This is a genomic window from Reella acinonychis, assembly GCF_052384575.1.
Lineage (GTDB): Bacteria > Pseudomonadota > Gammaproteobacteria > Enterobacterales > Pasteurellaceae > JBQSUQ01.
Genome location: NZ_JBQSUQ010000006.1, coordinates 1 through 19,834, shown reverse-complemented (window position 1 = coordinate 19,834; position 19,834 = coordinate 1). Strand labels below are relative to the sequence as shown.

The window sequence follows — 19,834 nt, the reverse complement described above, 5'->3', positions numbered from 1 at the left end:
TAAAAATCCGCACATTTTTTCATTCATGTGAGCTAACAACTCACTTTTTCCAAATCAAATAAGGAGAAAACAATGAAACTTTCAAAAATTGCTTTGACTTTATCCGCCACGTTATTAGGCAGTTTAGCCTTTATGACTAATGCATCAGCCAAAGGGCGACTAGTTGTTTATTGTAGTGCTCAAAATATTGTTTGTGAAAAAGAAGTTCAAGCATTTTCTAAAAAGTACAATATAGACGCCAAGTTTATTCGTAATAGTTCAGGCAGTACATTAGCTAAAATAAAAGCTGAAGAAAATAATCCAGAAGCAGATGTATGGTATGGAGGTACTTTTGATACTCACTCACAAGCTGCAGAAATGGGACTATTAACGCCTTATCAATCTCCTAAACTATCTGAAGTAATGCCACAATTTAAAGATCCTGGAAAATTAAAAGGAAACTATAGCTCTGTAGTTTATATGGGAGTACTAGGTTTTGGTGTAAACACTGAAAGGCTAAAAAAACTTGGTATAAATGAAACACCCAAATGCTGGAAAGATTTGTTAGACCCTCGCTTAAAAGATGAGGTTCAAATAGCAGATCCTCAAAGTGCTGGTACTGCTTATACTGCTATAGCTACATTTGTTCAACTATGGGGAGAAGAGAAAGCCTTTGAATATTTGGGTGCACTTGATAAAAATATTTCACAATATCCAAAAGCAGGAACGGCCCCATCAAGAAATTCCGCAAGAGGAGAAACTACCATTGGAATTGGTTTCTTACAAAACTATTCTTTTGAACGAGAAAATGGTGCTCCACTTGAAGTTATCGTACCATGTGAAGGGACAGGTTATGAACTTGGCGGAGTGAGTATCATTAAAAATGCAAGAAATTTAGAAAATGCGAAACTATTTGTTGATTGGGTAATGTCAAAAGAGGCCCAAGAATTATCTTGGAAAGAAGCACAATCACATCACGTATTAACAAATATACACGCAACTCCATCTCCTTATACATTGAAACCTGGAGAATTAAAGTTAATAAACTATGATTTCAGTACATTTGGTTCGAGTGAAAAACGTAATGCTCTCATTCAAAAATGGGTTACCGAAATCAAATTAGCACAATAGCTTTTTCTTTGGAGGTATTATGAAGAAGCAAATACAAATATATAATTCTAGTATTTTTTGGATTACACTAGCTATTTTAGGCTTTATATGTCTTCCATCTAATGCTTTATATTATGGCATATTAGATTCTACATCAGATGAAATTTATTCAGCTATGGGATGGAGCTCATTCAACTTAAGTTGGATATGGTTTGGTTCACTACTATTAGTTCCATTTATTTCACAGGTATTTAGCAAGAAAGGAGAAAGAATCCAAGGAATATTTGAATTTATTATCGTTTGTTCTATCTTTGCTTTTATATTTGTATCTGCCATCTTTGCTAAAATAAGTTTAGGTTATTCTATCTTTATTTTAACTGTTGCATTAGTCGCATTAGCGACTAATGCACTAGCAAAAATGAAAGTAATGCAAAGTGATAAATTCATTATTGCATCTCTAATTAGCATAATTTTATTAATCTTCTTTTTTATAGTCTATCCTACTTTTGCAATATTTATTTCTATGTTTTATAACGGTTCTGAATTTGTACCTAGCCAAGTTCTAACTATTATAAAACAACCTTATGTCCTACGAATCATAGGCAACTCACTTAGTGTAGCTGGAACCATTGGAGTATTAGCAACGACTTTCGGTCTTATTTTTGCTCTATATACGACAAGGATCGCTAAACGTACTGCATTTATTGGAAAAGTATTTTCTATTTTACCAATTGTTACTCCTCCTTTTGTTGTTGGTTTAGGGGTAACTCTTATGCTTGGACGTTCAGGATACGTTACCAGTTTTTTAGTTGAATATTTGGGATTCAGTAGTAACTGGTTATACGGTTTCACTGGCATCGTTATTGCTCATACCTTAGCATTAACACCTATGTCTTTTATGATTTTAGAAGGTGCATTGAAATCAATCCATCCATCTATTGAGGAAGCATCCTATACATTACGAGCAAATCGCTATCAAACATTTTTTAATATTATTTTTCCTCTATTAAAACCAGCTCTTGCAAACTCATTCTTAGTTGTAGCAATACAATCTCTAGCTGACTTTAGTACTCCACTAGTATTAGGTGGTAGTTTTGATGTTATCTCTTCACAAATTTATTTCTATATTGCAGGATCTCAATTAGATTATGCATCAGCAAGTACATTAGGAACGCTATTACTAGTATTTTCTCTCCTAATATTTGTAATTCAATATTTATGGATTGGTAATCGTTCTTATGTAACAGTTTCTGGTAAATCTTATCGAGGAGATGTACAAGAGCTACCAAATACTATGAAATACACTATTATTTTCTTCTTAGTATTCTGGGTTCTATTCAATACTATACTTTACGGTAGTATATTCTTTGGTAGTTTTACAATGAACTGGGGTGTTGATTACACTCTAACATTAAAAAATTACATTACCTTATTTGGGCAAGGATTCAGTGATGGAGCTTGGCCTTCACTTATTCAAACTGTCATTTTTGCAGCAAGTGCCGCACCGATTACAGCACTATTCGGTTTATTAATAGCATACATTACAGTAAGACGAGATTTTAAAGGCAAAAAAACCTTAGAATTCTTAACATTACTTTGTTTCGCAGTACCTGGCACTGTAGCGGGTGTATCTTATATTTTGGCATTTAATGACGCACCTATTTATATTACTGGTACTAGTCTAATTATTATTTTGTCAATGGTAATGAGAAATATGCCTGTAGGTATGCGAGCCGCCATTGCTGGTTTAGGACAACTTGATAAATCTTTAGATGAAGCCTCACTTTCTTTAAAAGGAAGTTCCTTCAAAACCATTTGGTTTATTGTATTACCGCTATTAAAACCGGCATTATTATCCGCATTAGTTACTAGCTTTGTACGAGCAATGACGACTGTTAGTGCGATAGTTTTCCTTGTAACTGCTGATACAAGGGTTGCAACATCATATATTTTAAATCGTGTAGAAGACGGGGAGTACGGTGTCGCAATTGCTTATGGCTCAATCCTTATTGTTGTAATGATGTCAATTATTTTGCTCTTTGACTGGTTAGTGGGCGACACAAGAATCTCTCGCTCAAAAGCGAAAAAAATGAATTAATCCATACCGCAAAGTGCGGTGTAAAAATCAAAAGTTTTAACAAAAGGCAGTAAATATATGAACAACGATTTTTTAGTATTAAAAAACATTACCAAATCATTTGGAAAATCCGTCGTTATTGATAATTTAGATTTAACCATTAAGCGTGGCACAATGGTGACCTTACTTGGTCCATCAGGTTGTGGTAAAACCACAGTATTACGTTTAGTAGCAGGCTTAGAAAGTCCAACCGAGGGACAGATTTTTATTGATGGAGAAGATGTCACCAAATCATCCATTCAAAATCGTGATATTTGTATTGTATTCCAATCCTATGCTCTCTTCCCACACATGTCGATTGGCGATAACGTAGGTTATGGCTTACGCATGCAAGGCGTTGGCATGGAAGAACGAAAACAACGAGTAAAAGAAGCCCTTGAATTAGTGGATTTAGCTGGATTTGAAGATCGCTTTGTTGACCAAATTTCTGGTGGTCAACAACAACGTGTTGCTTTAGCGCGTGCATTAGTACTCAAACCAAAAGTGCTTTTATTTGATGAGCCATTAAGTAACCTTGATGCTAATTTACGCCGCTCTATGCGTGAGAAAATCCGCGAATTGCAACAGCGTTTAGGCATTACTTCTCTTTATGTTACTCATGATCAAACAGAAGCCTTTGCTGTTTCTGATGAAGTTATTGTTATGCATAAAGGTAAAATTATGCAAAAAGCACCTGCAAAAGAGCTTTACCTTCGCCCTAACTCACTCTTCTTAGCCAACTTTATGGGCGAAAGTAGTATTTTTGATGGTCATCTTTCTCAAGATAAAGTAACAGTGAATGGTTACAGTTTCCCTCTTTCCAATTCATCACAATTCGGATTAGCCGATGGAGAATGTTTAGTGGGTATTCGTCCAGAAGCAATTAAACTGAAAAACACTGGCGAAGAAAGCCAACACTGCCACATTAAAAGTGCGGTATATATGGGAAATCACTGGGAAATTGTGGCAGAATGGGGCGGAAAAGATCTGCTTGTCAACAGCAATCCAGAAGAGTTTGATCCTAATGCACAACAGGCTTATCTGCACCTGGCAGAACATGGCGTGTTTTTACTGAAAAAAGAAGCCTAAAGATAAAAGTGCGGTGAATTACACCGCACTTTTTCTTTGTTTTTTACTTCGCCATTTTGGTTTCTTGTAGCCAATGCTCAGTTAAGCGTTTCGCTTCTTTATCAGAACCAAAACGAATAAAATCAATATCGATTAATTTCAATTCTGTCGGATTACTGGATTTTGGTGAGATTTCCGCATGAATATTGGTTGGAAGCTGATAAGAATCTGCATTTCGCCACATCATTTCTTGTGCTTCTTTATCTAACGCAAAATCAACAAATAACTTCGCATTATCTAAATTACGCGCACCTTTAAGAATACTAATTGCGCCTAAGGTATAGCCTGCACCTTCACAAGGTATAATGCCTTTTACTGGAGCGCCTTTATCTTTTTCGCGTATATAGCTGTGCATAAAGCTCACATCAACACCGACTTCACCCGTCGCCAATTTACTAGTAGCTAAACCACTTTTGCTATATTGCACCACGTTGTTATCCAATTTTTTAAAGAATTCAAAAGCTTTTTCTTCGCCCCAAAGTTGAACTAATGTGGTTAAAAATGAATAACCTGTGCCTGATACGCGCGGATCAGGATATTGAATTTGATCTTTAAAACGAGGATCCACTAAATCAGCAAAACATTTTGGCGGTTCAATCCCCAATTTTTCTAATTTTTCTGTATTGACCCCAATAGCAAGTTCCATTAAATAAATAATCGAACTATATTCACCTAGTTTTTCTGTTAAATGCTTAAATCTAGGCATAATTTCTTTTTGCTTAGGAGAACGATATTTCTCTAACAAGCCTTCACCAGCGGCTTGGAAATGAGGCTCTAAGGTGCCGCCATACCATAAATCCGCTTGTGGATTCTCTTTCTCCGCTTTAATTTTACCTAGAATGGTACCCGTACTATTACGCACGAACTGTGCATCTACGTTATATTTTTCTGCAAAACGTTGCACAATTTTTTCACAGGTCGCATTTTGCATGCTGCAATAGACGGTTAAGCGCCCTTCTGCTTGTGCTGGCTGTGAAAGCATAAATAATGATAAACCACAAAGTGCGGTCAATTTTAGACTTGTTTTGTGAATGGATGGAAAAGTTGTCATGAATTTACTCCTCGTTTAAGTGAAAAGAAAACACAGACTAACCACTAAACGAAAAGAAAGACATAATGATAGAAAAGATAACGATATTTATCTCTAATTAGTTCCCTACGTCAGCGTTAACTGTATCAGGTTCACGGGTATCATCTCAGCTGAACATTGTTCAGCACCCCGACTAAACGCCACAACTATAAAGCTTAATACACCATTTGTAAATAACTTATACGCATTCATCTGTAACATGATACAATTCGGCAAATTTTCGTATTCTCTGTAAGGTAACCCAATGACAGAACAAACCTTTATCTTAGGTAAAGATGCCGCGCTTGAAGAAAGTATCCATAAATTTCAACAAAAATTAACCGCACTTGGTTTTGATATTGAAGAAGCCTCCTGGTTAAATCCTGTTCCAAACGTATGGTCTGTCCATATTCGTGATAAAGATTGCCCGCAATGTTTTTCAAATGGTAAAGGGGCAAGTAAAAAAGCAGCATTAGCTTCCGCATTAGGCGAATATTTTGAACGTCTTTCTACTAACTATTTTTTCGCTGACTATTATTTAGGTAAAGATATTGCTGAAAGTGATTTTGTTCACTACCCTTCAGAAAAATGGTTCCCTATCGAAGATGAAGATATGTTACCAGAAGGAATTTTAGACGATTATTTACTCGGCTATTTTGATCCCGAAGGTGAATTGACACCTGATTTATTAATTGATTTACAATCTGGCAACTATGATCGAGGGATCGTTGCCTTGCCTTATATTCGCCAATCCGATCAGAAACCCGTTTACATTCCACAAAGCATTATTGCTAACCTATATGTATCGAACGGCATGTCGGCAGGCAATACCAAATATGAAGCTCGCGTTCAAGGATTATCTGAAGTATTTGAACGCTATGTAAAAAATAAAATTATTGCCGAGGCAATCAGCTTACCTGAAATTCCTGCGGATGTTATTGCACAATATCCGAGTATTCAAGCATCCATTCAAACATTAGAACAGGAAGGTTTCCCAATTTACTGCTACGATGCCTCTTTAGGCGGTAAATACCCAGTTATCGCAGTGATTTTATTTAATCCAAATAATGGCACTTGTTTTGCTTCCTTCGGTGCGCATCCAAATTTCCAAGTTGCATTTGAACGTACAGTAACGGAATTATTACAGGGTCGTAGTCTCAAAGATTTAGATGTCTTTGCTCCCCCTTCTTTCAACAACGATGATGTGGCAGAACATGCGAATTTAGAAACGCACTTTATTGATTCAAGCGGCTTAATTTCTTGGGATCTCTTTAAACAAACTTCAGATTATCCATTTGTTCATTGGAATTTTTCTGGAACAACGGAACAAGAATACAATAATTTAATGGCCATATTTAATGCGGACAACAAACAAGTTTATATTATGGATTACAACCACTTAGGCGTGTACGCTTGCCGAATTATCGTGCCTTCCATGTCAGATATTTATCCAGTTGATGATTTAATTTATGCCAACAATAACGCAGGGATGGATTGGCGAGAAATCTTGCTCGATTTACCGCACTTTCATCATGATCAAGACACTTACCAAGAGCTATTGGATGAATTAGATGAACAAGGAATTGATGATGCAACCCGAGTTCGTGAGTTTATTGGTATTGTGGCGCCCCCTAAATCAGGTTGGTCAACCTTACGTATTGGCGAACTTAAATCAATGCTTTATTTAGCCTTAGGCGAATTAGAGTTAGCATTGGAATGGGCAAATTGGACATATAATATGAATAATTCCGTATTTACGCCAGAACGTGCTAATTATTATCGTTGTTTAATTAATACAATCGAACTTTTCCTTGATGAAGAACGCCAACCTGAACAGTATTACCATGCATTTGGAAAAATGTACGGAGAAACAGCTAGAAATTCGGCTTGGGCTGCTGTATCAGAACAAGGAAATCCATTCTACGATTTATTAGCTGATGACGAGCACTTACAACAGCTACGAGCACACCAAAAACTCTTAAATGCGTATGCAAAATTACAAAAAGCAAAGCGTGAAAATGGGTGATAAATTTATTTCAAAACTAAAAAATATGCAGTATCCTAATTTTTAGAAAAAATTATCATATTAATATAAGAGTAAAACTATGCAAGCATATGAAGCCACAGACAAACAAATAGTAATCGCTTTAGCTGCTGATTTAAACTATTCTGAGCAAGTTATTACATTAATTAAATCCGTTTGCTACCATCATCAAAATGTGAAATTCTATTTGTTAAATAAAGAATTTCCTGATGAGTGGTTTCAAGTCCTGAATAAATCGTTAAATAAAATAGAATGTCAAATTATAGATGTAAAAGTCATTACAGATATATTTGATGGATTTACCGTTCTAAATAGAATTACATCTCCAACTTGTTACCGATATTTCATCTCAGATCTTCCAGAAGATAGAATTCTTTATTTAGATTGCGATATTGTTATTGACGATAATATCGACGAATTTTATAGCATGGATTTCAAAGATAATTTAGTAATGGCTACTGAGGACCCTTACACAAATTCAAGTAAAGTTTCACATTCTTATGAAGACTTCCCTGATATGAAACCCTATTTTGGAGCAGGTGTTTTATTAGTTAACAATAAGTTATGGAAAGAACAAAATATTACAGCTACACTTTGCGAATATACATTAAAGTACCCAAACTTAATTTACCTCGATCAGGATGTGCTAAATATCGTATGTAAAAATAAATGGGGAAGTATAAACAAAATTTATAATTACCAACTACATGCAAAAGTTGTTCTTAGAGCTGCCAATATGTTAGAGGAACTGGCTGAATTTGATAAATTAGCTACTCCACCTAAAATCATACATTTTACGGGTCCTTATAAACCCTGGTTAAATATAAAAGATGAAGTAACGCCCGAATTTAGAACAAAATATTGGTTCTATAATGGACTAGAATGGTCTGATATAATTCAGAAACATATATCATGTTAGATAAAAAAGACCTTTGAAACAATCAAAGGTCTTTTTAATTGAGATATTGATTAGCTTATAAAGCTGAAACATTTAATGTTGAGCCACCAACGATACGAACTCGCGTACCTGGTTTTGCCAACTTAGCATCATATTTCTGAACAACAACAATTTCTTTGCCGTCATCTTTTTTGATTACCATCTCTAATGAATCAACTTGGCTCGCTTTTTCTTCAATTTTGCTACCAACTACAGCACCAGCGATAGCGCCAACAGCAGTTGCAATTGCTTGACCAGTGCCACCACCGACAGTAGAGCCAAGAATACCACCAATAGCACCGCCGCCCACAGAACCAAGTACGCCTTGGTTATCTGCTTGAATTTTAACAGAACGAGCAGAAACAATTGTACCATAAGTAATAGAGCGAGCTTCTTTTGATTGCTGACCAGAATAAACGTCACCGCTATAAATATCTGTGTTAGCACAGCCCGCTAACCCAAAGCTAACCAAAATCGCTAATGCTAATGTGATTTTTTTCATTTTAACTAACCTTTAATGTTATTAGTGAAAAATACCCGTTCTTGATAACCAAGAGCGTGATACTGAACGAGAAACGTTGTCAGAGCCATTATCAGTTACTTTAACGCAAGCACCAACAACGATATCTGAATCGTATTTTTGAGTTACAACAACATCTTCAGTTGCTGTATCACGTTTGTCTGCTTCGCAGTTATCTTTTCTAACAGTTAATTTTAAATTTTCGCCTTCATATTGGCTAAATAATACTGTTCCATGATAAGAATTTTCATCATCTTTATGTTGACTTGAACAAGCAGATACCCCAACAGCTGCTAAAACAGCTAATGCTAACATTTTTTTCATTCTCTAAACCTCGATTATAGTCTTTATGCTATATGGGTGAACCTTGATACATACATGATTTTTACTTTTGTCAGCAAAACTAATTGCAATAGATGGATTTGGTAATTTTTCCCCATCCACCTTAGGTTCACTCAATTTGACATCTATAGTTGTTAAATTGTTCCATAAAAATTGTTTCTCAAGACGAGAAAACCAATTTGGTGTTGTTTCACCGTCTTCAAATGGTATCACAATCTCAATATGCTCCCATGATTCCAATGGATAGCACTTATTTTTAGGGAACGGTAATTCGACAATATCCACAGGCTGCCCAATAAAATTGAGTGCATTATTTAATTGAATTAAATAAATGACTCGCCCATTTACAATATTATCGCTGAGAATTATACCGTTCTTCCTCAGTAGTTCCAACCAATTTCTTGCATTATCTTCACTATTTACTCGTAAAGCTAAGTGATCTATATGAAATTTAGTTAAATCAATCCCAATAACTTGAGCGAGTTCTTGTATTTTTTGCTGAAAATCAAGGAAATCTTGGTAATTGCTTAAATCTGATTGAAATAATTGGTGCTGTTTTTGCATTTTTTATCTCGTTTATCTTTAATAAAATGGAAAATCAAAGTATCATAACCCATTATTTTTTAATAACCAAATAACCCTTCGCATAGGTAAAAACGTGAATATTCAAACTCTTTTATCCCACAAAATTCAACAAGCTATGATCGCAGCAGGCGCTGAATCTAATACTGATCCTGTTGTACGCCAATCAGGTAAACCTCAGTTTGGTGACTATCAAGCAAATGGTATTATGGGAGCAGCGAAAAAACTCGGTTTAAATCCACGAGAATTCGCACAGAAAGTCCTCGATAACTTAGATCTCAACAACATCGCTGAAAAATTAGAGATTGCAGGCCCTGGCTTTATTAATATTTTCTTGGATAAAACTTGGCTTGCTACTCAATCAGAGCAAGCACTAAGTGCGGTGAATTTAGGTATAAAAACAGAACAGCCACAAACTATCGTGATAGATTATTCTTCACCAAATGTGGCAAAAGAAATGCATGTTGGTCATTTACGTTCAACCATCATTGGCGATGCCGTTGCGCGTGCTTTAGAATTTATGGGACATAAAGTGATCCGAGCCAATCACATTGGTGACTGGGGAACTCAATTCGGTATGCTCATTGCCTATCTTGAGAAAATGGAAAATGAACATGCAACGGAAATGGAATTAAGCGACCTAGAAGCTTTCTACCGCGCAGCTAAAGAACATTACGATAATGATGAAGAGTTCGCAGAAAAAGCACGTAACTATGTTGTTAAACTACAAAGTGGCGACCAATATTGCTTAACTATGTGGAAAAAATTGGTTGATATGACAATGTCGCAAAACCAATTAAATTACAACCGCTTAAATGTCACCTTAACAGAAAAAGATGTTATGGGTGAAAGCCTTTATAATCCAATGTTGCCTGCAATTGTGGCCGATCTCAAAGCGCAAGGTTTAGCTGTAGAAGATCAAGGCGCTTTGGTCGTTTATTTGGATGAATTTAAAAATAAAGAAGGCGAACCAATGGGCGTTATCGTGCAGAAAAAAGACGGCGGTTTCCTTTATACCACAACGGATATTGCCGCTGCGAAATATCGTTACGAAACCTTAAAAGCGGATCGTGCCCTTGTATTTTCTGATACTCGCCAAAGCCAACATATGCAGCAGGCGTGGTTAATCACACGTAAAGCCGGTTATGTGCCTGACTATTTTAGCTTGGAACATCAAAACTTCGGTATGATGCTAGGGAAAGATGGTAAACCATTCAAAACCCGTTCTGGTGGCACAGTGAAATTAGCGGATTTATTGGATGAAGCAGTAGAACGTGCGACTAAATTAATTAATGAAAAATCCACCGCACTTTCTGAGCAAGAAAAACAAGCTGTGATTGAAGCCGTTGCAATTGGCTCAGTTAAATATGCTGACTTATCAAAAAATCGTACCACTGATTATGTTTTTGATTGGGATAATATGCTCAGTTTTGAAGGTAACACTGCGCCTTATATGCAATATGCCTACACCCGAATTCGTTCAATTTTTAATAAAACTGACGTAGATTTGACCGCACTTTCTCAAGCTAAGATTCAATTAACGGAAGAGAAAGAACGCAATCTCGCATTAAAATTATTGCAATTTGAAGAAGCGGTGCAAACAGTGGCAAAAGAGGGCACACCACATATTCTCTGTGCTTATCTTTATGAGCTTGCGGGTGCATTCTCTAGCTTCTACGAACATTGCCCAATTCTTAATGCAGAAGAAAGCTTGAAATTAAGCCGTTTGAAATTAGCACAATTAACCGAGCGAACCTTAAAACAAGGATTAGATTTACTCGGCATTAAAACCGTTGAAAAAATGTAATAACAGCAAGCCATCAGCATATTTATCTGATGGCTTTTATTTAAGAGGAAAAATTATGCGCACATCAATCCTTTCATTCGCCATTCTCTCTGCCTTAGTATTAACTGGATGTAATGATAAAGAAACTCAGGCTAAGTTATTACAAGCAGAACGTGAAGTCGTGCAATTAAAAGCGGACTTAGAAAAATCCCAAGCAGAGCTTCAAGCAGCCCAAGATAAACTGAATAAAATCAGCTCAGAAATTCCAACATTAAATGTTAAACCAATTACTATCTTCAGCGCTAAAGAAGAGTTTAAACGTACTCAACCTAAAGATGATGAGTATGGTTACACAGAAAGTTATATTAATTATCATGTCGAAACGGTGGAAACAGGGTACGAGTGGCTAGATAATCTTCTTTATCAGCAATTAATAGGGAAACTTGATGAAAACTTAGCGGAGTCGCCTGAAGTACTAAAAAAAATAAAAGCATTGCCAACTAACAAAGATCGTTTTAAGGCGCTAATGCAGTTCTATTACGAAGGTGACTTACAGTCTAGCAAGAATTTTGAAAGTCTTGGCAATGAATATGAATTCTTTTTGACTTATATAGGACAAAGACAAAATGTCATTAGTTTTGCTCAATATACTAGCACTTATAGTGGTGGTGCCCATGGCATGAATTGGTCAAATTACTATCATATTGATACTGAAACCAAATCTATTATTAAATTAGAAGATCTGTTTGCCACAAAAAATCACCCTGCATTAAAAAAATTCTTATGGGAAAGTTATAAAGATTATCAATATAGATTAGATAATAAGATAAAAGAAAACGAATTTTATACGCCTGAAAGTGAATTATACATTTCCCCTGATTTCTATTTTGATGCCGAAGGAATTAATTTTGTTTATCCACCATACGCAATAGGACCGTACGCAGAAGGTGAAATTATCTTGAAAGTATATTGGGGACAAGTGAAAGATATTATTAATCCTAAATACCGTTGGTAAAACGTTGATAAACAAGACCGCACTTTAAAGTGCGGTTTATTTTTAACAAGATTCGAGTAGTTTAACAAGCGATTGTCCAAATGGAGCGCGCCAATCACGCATTAAATCAGGTAATGAATCGGGATCTTTCTGTTTAACCCAAACCCATTTCATCAAACTTTCTAATCCTCTCTTACTTGCAATCACCTCTGTTGCTAAGCCCGCTGGAGTGATTTCTTTTAATTTCTGTTGCAATAATTTCAAGGATTTTTTATAACGAGGATCATCAGATAATTTTTGGATCAAAGGTGGATATTCAGCAGAATCCACTCGTTTGGCTTGCTCAATAATATGCAATAATTTTTTACCATGAATTCGTACTTCTTGCGGATCTAATCCCCAATTTAATAATTCTGAAGTATGCTTTGGCGCGTATTTTGCCACAGTATACAAATGTTCGGCTCTGACCACAAAATTCAACGCCAAATCTCGTTTAATGGCTTCTTCTTGTCGCCATTGTGCAAGTAATTTTAATCGCATTAATTCTTCTTGTTGCAGCTTCGCCACATTGGAAATGGTCAGATAAGCTTTTTCAGGCAATTTAACTTTGCGTTGTTTTTCCAATAACAATTCACTATCAAATTGCACCGCACTTTGCCAAGGTGTTTTATCCAATTCTTCCTTCATTTTTTGATACAAAGGCAGCAAATACCACACATCTGCTGCGGCATATTCTAATTGCTTAGCAGATAAAGGGCGAGCTAACCAATTAGTGCGAGAAGCACCTTTATCCATTTCAATTTGAAAATAATGCTGAATTAACGTAGCTAATCCCATTGAAGTTGGAAAAGCAAGGAAACTCGCCATCACCTGCGTATCCGTTAACGGTTCAGGGAATTGGTTAAAATAATGCTGAAATACCTCAAGATCTTCATAGCAAGCATGCAAGACTTTATGAACTTGCTGATCTGCTAACAAATCAACAAAGGGCGAAAAATCGTTGATCTCAGTTGGGTCAATTAAACTAACTTGTTCACCGTCATAGAGTTGAATAAGCCCTAGCTTTGGATAATAGCTACGAATTCGGACAAATTCGGTATCTAAGGCAATGACTTTCTTTTGTTGCGCGCGTTGACAAATTTCTGCGAGTTGCTCATCTGTTGTGATGAGATTAAAGTGCAGTGGATTTTTTACTTCTTTTATCATATTTACTGATTAAACAATAATGCACGTTAAAAACGTGCATTATTTCTTTTATTTTCCAATTAGCTTTGAGAACGTTTCGCTAACTCTTCATCTCTTAATACACGACGTAAGATTTTCCCGATATTACTTTTTGGTAATTCATCACGAAACTCAATGTCTTTAGGTACTTTATAGCCAGTGAGATATTGACGGCAATGTTGACGTAATTCATCTCGGGTTAGACTATCATCTTTCTTCACGACAAAAATTTTGATACTTTCTCCCGATGCCTCGCTTGGCACACCAATCGCAACAACTTCTGCTACTTTGTAATTGAGCATGACCACATCCTCAATTTCGTTTGGATAAACATTGAATCCAGAAACCAAAATCATGTCTTTTTTACGGTCAACAATGCGTAAAATACCGGTTTCGTTCATCACAACAATGTCACCTGTTGCTAACCAACCCTCTTTCAAAATCTCAGCCGTTGCTTCTGGACGTTGCCAATAACCTTGCATGACTTGTTCGCCTTTAACCCAAAGCTCTCCTGCTTCGCCTAAAGCTGCTTCTGAACCATCTTCTTTGATAATTTTTACATCAGTATTCGGTACTGGCACCCCAATGCTACCATCATGGGTTAGACAATCAACCGTTGAAGCAGCCACTAATGGCGAACATTCCGTCAAACCATAGCCTTCGATAATATTGCAGCCGGTTAATTCATGCCAACGTGTTGCGACAGCTTGTTGTATCGGCATGCCTCCGCCAACACTTAATTTTAAATGGGAGAAATCAACCTCTTTAAAATTCTCATTATTTAATAAAGCATTAAATAAGGTATTCACACCGGTGATCGCGACAAATTGATGTTTTTTCAGCTCTTTAATGAATCCATCAATATCGCGAGGATTGGTAATTAATACTGCGGTAATGCCTAATTCAATAAAGAGTAAGCAGTTAGCACAGAGCGCAAAAATGTGGTAAAGCGGCAATGGTAAAACTGCTTTGCGTTGACGATTATTATTACCAACAAAAGGTTGGGCAATCCAACGCGCTTGCATCACATTTGCGACCATATTGCCATGAGAAAGCATCGCCCCTTTCGCCACGCCTGTTGTACCACCGGTATATTGCAAAAAGGCTAATGCACTAGAATCTAGCTCAGGACGTACGTATTGACGCATTTTACCGACACTCAATACTTCACGAAATGTCACTGCATGAGGCAATTTATATTTTGGCACTAGCTTTTTCACATATTTCACGACGAAATTCACTAATGTTCGCTTACCAAAAGAAAGCTGATCGCCCATACGGGTTAAAATCACATGTTTGACTTCAGTATTAAATACAATTTTTTCTAGCGTAGAAGCAAAATTTGAAACAACAACAATGGCTTTGGCTTTACTATCTTGTAATTGATGCTCTAATTCACGAGGCGTATAAAGCGGATTCACATTCACAACAACTAACCCAGCTCTCAGTACACCGAATAAAGCAATTGGATATTGCAATAAATTAGGCATCATCAACGCCACTGGATCGCCTTGTTTTAACTTTAATTCATTTTGCAAATAAGCCGCAAAAGCACGACTGCGTTCTTCAAGTTTACGAAAAGTGAGAACTTGCCCCATATTGATATAAGCAGGACGATCGGGGTGAGTACGCACCGCATTTTCAAACATATCCAACAAATTCGCATATTTTGAAGTATCTATTTCTTTCTCAACCCCTTTTGGGTAATTTTGAAACCAGAGTTTTTCCATATTCTTTCCTACTTATCACTAAAATTTTGCTGCGTAAATATATCATTAATAAAGTACATAACGCAATTTTGGTTCCATATGCCAAAAACCGCCAATACGCCAGCCTGGGAAACCAAAACGATCCTCGTACCAATCTTCCCAATCATCGCGATCATAATAATATTCTTGCACTAATCGCCACTGTTTAAATGCTGTAGCATTAATAACAGGATATACATAATCCGCTAAATCAATTTTTCCTTTTTCTTGAGATGCTAATACACCTTTTATCGTAACATATTGATTTTTCACTTGTTCAGGATCAATAAAACCTTCCACATAAGCAATAAAGCGCCCGTCACTTTGGCTATCCAATATAGGTTTTGCCGATAGCGAGCTCACTGACAGACTGAGAATTTCTAATTTTGTCTGTTTTTTCAATGCCGTTGCTGACAGCACTTTGCCACCTAATCGCACTTGTTTGCAATGGCATGAATAATCATCTGCTTTTATTTGGCTTAAACGAGTAATGGTGAATTCATCTTTTTCTAAACCGGCAGGCGGATTAACACAGCTAGCCAGTAAAAGTGCGGTGAAAATCGCACAAATTTTTCGGATCATTTATTCTCTCCCAGGAAGTTTCTTCCAAGCGACATCATTGCGTAAATAAACAGGCTCAATTTCCGTTGCATTGATAATTTGCTTCTGATACCACATTGGCAAAGCAAGAGCAATCATGTATTTCGCTGAAGGTAATAAAATATCAGTTTGCTGTCCTACTGGTTGTTGCTCAAAATAAGCTTTCCAACCTGTTCCCACTGTATGCCAGTCATCATTTACATCCTTAAGTTGTTCAAGCATCAATTGTGGAGAACAAACCTGTTCATTTATAATTTCTTGCCATTGTAAAAACGTTTGATTTTCTAACCGCACTTTTTCAAGTTTTAATTGCGAAAAATAGACTTCATTCATGCGAGCATCAATAGCGGCAATCACATTTTCCGCTTGATGTAATTCATAAGCTGCTTGTGCCATTGCTGTTAAATTCGATACTGCAATAACGGGTAAGTCAGCACCAAAAGCCAGTCCCTGTGCGACACCTGCTCCCACTCGAACGCCAGTAAAACTGCCGGGACCTCGTCCAAAAACTAAAGCATCAACTTGTTTTAATGCAATGCCTGATTGTTGCAAAATGTGTTCAATCATCGGCAAAATACGTTTGGTATGGGTGCGTTCAGCAAGCTCATCTAAATGGGTTAATTCACCTTTATGTAATAGCGCGACTGAGCAAGCTTCCGTTGAAGTATCTAAGGCAAGCAATGTGACATTATTCATAGTATTCCTTTATTTTTGTTTCTTTGACATATGAGGTGGCGATAAGTTTTTAAGAAAGCTGATTACTTTATTCAGATCTCTTGTACGCGTAGCTTTTGGCAAACTTTTTAAGAAAGTTTTACCATAAGGGCGCGTAACCAAACGACTATCACAAATAATCACAGCTCCTCGATCAGTGACATCTCGAATTAATCGCCCGACGCCTTGTTTTAAAGCAATGACGGCTTCTGGAATTTGAATATCATTAAAGGGCTCACCGCCTTGTAAACGACAATCTTCTATACGCGCTTTTAATAAAGGATCTTCTGGCGAAGTGAAGGGAAGTTTATCAATAATCACTAAAGATAAGGCATCGCCTCGCACATCAATGCCTTCCCAAAAGCTTGACGTTGCCACTAATACCGACTTTTCTTGCTGAATAAATTGTTGTAATAGCTTTGTTTTGGGACTTTCGCCTTGTAATAAAACCGAAAAATCACTTTTTTCCCTTAAATATTCTGCCAAACCTCGCATCATAAGATAAGAAGTACAAAGTAAAAAACAGCGTCCATTATTGGCTTTAATCACAGGCAAGAGCATTTCTGCCAACTGGATTAAAGTATGTTGTTGATTTGAATAAGGCAAATAGCGAGGCACACAAAGTAACGCTTGCTCCGCATAATTAAATGGGCTTTCCAACACCTTTTGAGCGGCATTTTCAATGCCTAATCGTTGACAAAAATGTTGAAAAGAACCGCCAACTTCTAAGGTTGCCGAAGTAAAAATCCAGCTTTTTTTGTCTGATTGGATTTGCTCACCAAATTTATCCGCAACAGTTAAAGGAGTGATATTCAAAGAAAATTGGCGGTTAAAGGTTTCATACCAATAACAATAACCCGTAATATTAATTTCAGTTAAACGCTGTAATTGTGCCTTCACTAAGGTTAAACGTTCATAAATATTGTCTAATGTTTGCGAACGGCCTAAAGCAAGTTTAACCACATCAATGGTGAAGTCTAATTTTTCTTGCAAAAAAACAAAGCCTTTTTGCACCGCACTTTGCTGGTATAATTCACGCCAATTGCCTTTCTGCTGCCCTTCACCTAACAACAAACGAAAATCCTGTACCACTTTAAGTAAATGATCAGAAGCCACCTCTAATTGCTTCATATCTTTTACTTCCATTCGATAAGCAATTTGCATATCTTTGCACAAATCAAACAATTGCTTGGAAGAGAAGGTTTGACCAAAATATTGGCTGGCAATATCGGGGAGTTGATGGGCCTCATCAAAAATAATGACTTCCGCGTTAGGTATTAATTCACCAAATCCATTTTCTTTTACCGCCATATCAGCACAGAATAGGTGATGATTAACCACAACAAGATCTGCTGCCAATGCTTTTTTACGGGCCAAAGCAACATAGCAATCTGCGTAATGTGGGCAATCCGATCCCAAACAGCTATCTGCAGTGCTCACTAATTGAGGTAATATAGGGCTGTCTTCAGCTAAATCTTCACATTCAGATAAATCGCCCGTTTCCGTATAAGTATGCCATTTTTGTAACTTAGAGAAATCTGATAGGATTGATTTATCACCTAACAATCCAGTATATTTAACCTGTTCAAGACGCTCTAAACATAAATAATTTGCCCTGCCTTTCAACAATGCAATTTTTCCCGAATAATTTAATGCTTTTTTTATTTCAGGTAAGTCTCGCTTAAACAATTGATCTTGTAAATTTTTAGAGCCAGTAGAAATAATTGTTTTTTTATTTGTGAGCAAGGTAGGCGCTAAATAGGCAAAGGTTTTTCCGGTACCCGTTCCCGCCTCAATAACAAGTGCGGTATTATTTTTAATAGATTTTTCAACCACCATTGCCATCTCAATTTGCTCCGTACGAGGACGAAAACCTTTGATATATTGGCTTAGAGTGCCTTTTTCAGAAAAGACCTCTGCTATTTTTAATTGATTGGACATCATATCTTTTTGATTATACTCGACTAAAGAACCTGATGGATTTGTTCTTGCATTTGGTCGAACATATTGTAGCGTTTACGATACATAGATCGTTTTTTACTAGCGATTTCTTCAAGTGGTTTCTGTTCTATATGGCAAGGAATTTGCCAATATGCGTCATTTAACGCCGCACCATTTTCTTGCCAAAATTCATCGTAGTTAAACAACAATTTTGTTGAATCATTCCAACGGTATTTTGCTTGATATTTATGAGGGATACCTAATAGTTCACAATGCCACTTCTGTGCCAACAATTTAAAGCCATTAATCAGCATAAACATAGGACGAACCCCATGTAAATTCTTAGTCGCGTTACGCACTAAGTCCTGAGCATTTTCCCCTTTAGGCCCCTGTATTGAGGCAATTAGTAATTGATTTGGATTCAGAAAAGTAAAAGAGGCATCATAAATACTTTGTCTTGTTCTTTTATCTTGAATATTTAATGAAAAAAAGCCTTCAAATGGATCGATATTATTAATATTCAAATTTAAACTAAGCTCTTCTGTGAGATCCGCTAAAATAATGGACTGCTTTTCAAGTAACAAATTTAATAGTTCTTTGCCTAATTTTTCTTCTATAACATTCAGATTAGCAATAATTAAATCCAAACGTTGTTTAGCATTACAACGCTTATCGCAGTAACTTGATAGCAAAACATTGGCTCTATATAAGTTTTGATTAAATAATGTTACACGAAAAGGGTCTTGATTAATGAATGATGTTAAGCGTTGACATTCTTTCTTAAAAAAAGAACAAGCAAGCTGATAGCGAATATATTCTCGAAAACGTTTTAATTTTCGTTTTTCATTGGGAAATAATTGTTGAAAAGTCGGGAAAGAAAAAAATGAAGACATAAATAAAGTTAAAATCGCTAAAATTAATCAATGATTTTAATCAAAAAGACTTGCGCTTTCAATATATAAAAAATGTAGACAACCATAAAAAATAAAAGAGAAGAAGA

General features: G+C 36.3%; 17 protein-coding genes and 1 riboswitch. Of the genes, 7 read left to right on the top strand and 10 right to left on the bottom strand.

The window, feature by feature from the left end; genetic code table 11:
* The first annotated feature begins 72 nt into the window (after positions 1-72).
* Genes ACT2CV_RS03640 through fbpC form a run of 3 tightly spaced genes read left to right on the top strand, consistent with a single transcriptional unit; the run spans position 73 to position 4,294 of the window.
* Positions 73-1,110 carry an ABC transporter substrate-binding protein gene (locus tag ACT2CV_RS03640; protein WP_464972179.1) on the top strand — a complete coding sequence of 346 codons (1,038 nt, stop codon included), beginning with the start codon at positions 73-75 and terminating at the stop codon, positions 1,108-1,110.
* 19 nt (positions 1,111-1,129) lie between these two features.
* Positions 1,130-3,187, top strand: a complete 2,058-nt coding sequence (locus ACT2CV_RS03635) for an ABC transporter permease (RefSeq protein WP_464972178.1) — start codon at positions 1,130-1,132, stop codon at positions 3,185-3,187.
* Between the two features lie 57 nt (positions 3,188-3,244).
* Positions 3,245-4,294 carry a ferric ABC transporter ATP-binding protein gene (gene fbpC, locus ACT2CV_RS03630; RefSeq protein WP_464972177.1) on the top strand — a complete coding sequence of 350 codons (1,050 nt, stop codon included), beginning with the start codon at positions 3,245-3,247 and terminating at the stop codon, positions 4,292-4,294.
* Positions 4,295-4,337: 43 nt separating this feature from the next.
* Here the strand turns inward: fbpC and ACT2CV_RS03625 are convergent, their stop codons facing one another.
* Positions 4,338-5,384, bottom strand: coding sequence for an ABC transporter substrate-binding protein (locus ACT2CV_RS03625; protein WP_464972176.1), 1,047 nt, complete (start codon positions 5,382-5,384; stop codon positions 4,338-4,340).
* A gap of 85 nt (positions 5,385-5,469) precedes the next feature.
* A riboswitch (TPP riboswitch) is annotated at positions 5,470-5,565 on the bottom strand.
* A gap of 102 nt (positions 5,566-5,667) precedes the next feature.
* On the opposite strand from ACT2CV_RS03625, the gene ycaO reads away from it, so the two are divergent.
* A complete protein-coding gene (gene ycaO / locus ACT2CV_RS03620) occupies positions 5,668-7,428 on the top strand; it encodes a 30S ribosomal protein S12 methylthiotransferase accessory factor YcaO (RefSeq protein WP_464972175.1) in 1,761 nt (586 codons plus the stop codon).
* Between the two features lie 79 nt (positions 7,429-7,507).
* Positions 7,508-8,365, top strand: coding sequence for a glycosyltransferase family 8 protein (locus ACT2CV_RS03615; protein WP_464972174.1), 858 nt, complete (start codon positions 7,508-7,510; stop codon positions 8,363-8,365).
* 55 nt (positions 8,366-8,420) lie between these two features.
* On the opposite strand, the gene ACT2CV_RS03610 is transcribed toward ACT2CV_RS03615, so the two are convergent.
* Genes ACT2CV_RS03610 through ACT2CV_RS03600 form a run of 3 tightly spaced genes read right to left on the bottom strand, consistent with a single transcriptional unit; the run spans position 8,421 to position 9,809 of the window.
* Positions 8,421-8,885, bottom strand: coding sequence for an outer membrane lipoprotein (locus tag ACT2CV_RS03610; RefSeq protein WP_464972173.1), 465 nt, complete (start codon positions 8,883-8,885; stop codon positions 8,421-8,423).
* A 21-nt stretch (positions 8,886-8,906) separates the two neighbouring features.
* A complete protein-coding gene (locus ACT2CV_RS03605; RefSeq protein ID WP_464972172.1) occupies positions 8,907-9,227 on the bottom strand; it encodes a hypothetical protein in 321 nt (106 codons plus the stop codon).
* A 3-nt stretch (positions 9,228-9,230) separates the two neighbouring features.
* On the bottom strand, positions 9,231-9,809 hold the full coding sequence (locus ACT2CV_RS03600) for a VOC family protein (RefSeq protein WP_464972171.1): 579 nt from the start codon (positions 9,807-9,809) through the stop codon (positions 9,231-9,233).
* Positions 9,810-9,903: 94 nt separating this feature from the next.
* Here ACT2CV_RS03600 and argS point away from each other — a divergent pair, with 94 nt between their 5' ends.
* Both argS and ACT2CV_RS03590 read left to right on the top strand, forming a co-directional pair.
* Positions 9,904-11,634, top strand: a complete 1,731-nt coding sequence (argS, locus tag ACT2CV_RS03595) for an arginine--tRNA ligase (protein WP_464972170.1) — start codon at positions 9,904-9,906, stop codon at positions 11,632-11,634.
* A gap of 55 nt (positions 11,635-11,689) precedes the next feature.
* Positions 11,690-12,628: a DUF3298 and DUF4163 domain-containing protein gene (locus ACT2CV_RS03590; protein ID WP_464972169.1), complete on the top strand. Its 939-nt coding sequence runs from the start codon at positions 11,690-11,692 to the stop codon at positions 12,626-12,628.
* A 42-nt stretch (positions 12,629-12,670) separates the two neighbouring features.
* Here ACT2CV_RS03590 and rnd read toward each other — a convergent pair whose 3' ends face one another.
* From rnd to ACT2CV_RS03560, 6 genes are read right to left on the bottom strand one after another with little or no spacing between them, the layout of a single operon-like run.
* Positions 12,671-13,813 carry a ribonuclease D gene (rnd, locus tag ACT2CV_RS03585; protein WP_464972168.1) on the bottom strand — a complete coding sequence of 381 codons (1,143 nt, stop codon included), beginning with the start codon at positions 13,811-13,813 and terminating at the stop codon, positions 12,671-12,673.
* Positions 13,814-13,872: 59 nt separating this feature from the next.
* Positions 13,873-15,561 (bottom strand): long-chain-fatty-acid--CoA ligase FadD, encoded by a 1,689-nt coding sequence (gene fadD, locus ACT2CV_RS03580; RefSeq protein ID WP_464972167.1) that lies wholly within the window; start codon positions 15,559-15,561, stop codon positions 13,873-13,875.
* 45 nt (positions 15,562-15,606) lie between these two features.
* Entirely contained in the window at positions 15,607-16,161 is a 555-nt protein-coding gene (locus ACT2CV_RS03575) for a Slp family lipoprotein (RefSeq protein ID WP_464972166.1), read from the bottom strand.
* On the bottom strand, positions 16,162-16,875 hold the full coding sequence (tsaB, locus tag ACT2CV_RS03570) for a tRNA (adenosine(37)-N6)-threonylcarbamoyltransferase complex dimerization subunit type 1 TsaB (RefSeq protein ID WP_464972165.1): 714 nt from the start codon (positions 16,873-16,875) through the stop codon (positions 16,162-16,164).
* Between the two features lie 9 nt (positions 16,876-16,884).
* Positions 16,885-18,834 (bottom strand): ATP-dependent DNA helicase, encoded by a 1,950-nt coding sequence (locus tag ACT2CV_RS03565; protein WP_464973994.1) that lies wholly within the window; start codon positions 18,832-18,834, stop codon positions 16,885-16,887.
* Between the two features lie 23 nt (positions 18,835-18,857).
* Positions 18,858-19,727: a VirK/YbjX family protein gene (locus ACT2CV_RS03560; protein WP_464972164.1), complete on the bottom strand. Its 870-nt coding sequence runs from the start codon at positions 19,725-19,727 to the stop codon at positions 18,858-18,860.
* Positions 19,728-19,834 lie beyond the last annotated feature (107 nt).

What these genes read in the sequence shown, in the direction of transcription:
- ACT2CV_RS03640 (WP_464972179.1), top strand. Translation starts at nt 73, where the DNA reads ATGAAACTTTCAAAAATTGCTTTGACTTTATCCGCCACGTTATTAGGC.
- ACT2CV_RS03635 (WP_464972178.1), top strand. Translation starts at nt 1,130, where the DNA reads ATGAAGAAGCAAATACAAATATATAATTCTAGTATTTTTTGGATTACA.
- fbpC (WP_464972177.1), top strand. Translation starts at nt 3,245, where the DNA reads ATGAACAACGATTTTTTAGTATTAAAAAACATTACCAAATCATTTGGA.
- ACT2CV_RS03625 (WP_464972176.1), bottom strand. Translation starts at nt 5,384, where the DNA reads ATGACAACTTTTCCATCCATTCACAAAACAAGTCTAAAATTGACCGCA.
- ycaO (WP_464972175.1), top strand. Translation starts at nt 5,668, where the DNA reads ATGACAGAACAAACCTTTATCTTAGGTAAAGATGCCGCGCTTGAAGAA.
- ACT2CV_RS03615 (WP_464972174.1), top strand. Translation starts at nt 7,508, where the DNA reads ATGCAAGCATATGAAGCCACAGACAAACAAATAGTAATCGCTTTAGCT.
- ACT2CV_RS03610 (WP_464972173.1), bottom strand. Translation starts at nt 8,885, where the DNA reads ATGAAAAAAATCACATTAGCATTAGCGATTTTGGTTAGCTTTGGGTTA.
- ACT2CV_RS03605 (WP_464972172.1), bottom strand. Translation starts at nt 9,227, where the DNA reads ATGAAAAAAATGTTAGCATTAGCTGTTTTAGCAGCTGTTGGGGTATCT.
- ACT2CV_RS03600 (WP_464972171.1), bottom strand. Translation starts at nt 9,809, where the DNA reads ATGCAAAAACAGCACCAATTATTTCAATCAGATTTAAGCAATTACCAA.
- ACT2CV_RS03590 (WP_464972169.1), top strand. Translation starts at nt 11,690, where the DNA reads ATGCGCACATCAATCCTTTCATTCGCCATTCTCTCTGCCTTAGTATTA.
- rnd (WP_464972168.1), bottom strand. Translation starts at nt 13,813, where the DNA reads ATGATAAAAGAAGTAAAAAATCCACTGCACTTTAATCTCATCACAACA.
- fadD (WP_464972167.1), bottom strand. Translation starts at nt 15,561, where the DNA reads ATGGAAAAACTCTGGTTTCAAAATTACCCAAAAGGGGTTGAGAAAGAA.
- ACT2CV_RS03575 (WP_464972166.1), bottom strand. Translation starts at nt 16,161, where the DNA reads ATGATCCGAAAAATTTGTGCGATTTTCACCGCACTTTTACTGGCTAGC.
- tsaB (WP_464972165.1), bottom strand. Translation starts at nt 16,875, where the DNA reads ATGAATAATGTCACATTGCTTGCCTTAGATACTTCAACGGAAGCTTGC.
- ACT2CV_RS03565 (WP_464973994.1), bottom strand. Translation starts at nt 18,834, where the DNA reads ATGTCCAATCAATTAAAAATAGCAGAGGTCTTTTCTGAAAAAGGCACT.
- ACT2CV_RS03560 (WP_464972164.1), bottom strand. Translation starts at nt 19,727, where the DNA reads ATGTCTTCATTTTTTTCTTTCCCGACTTTTCAACAATTATTTCCCAAT.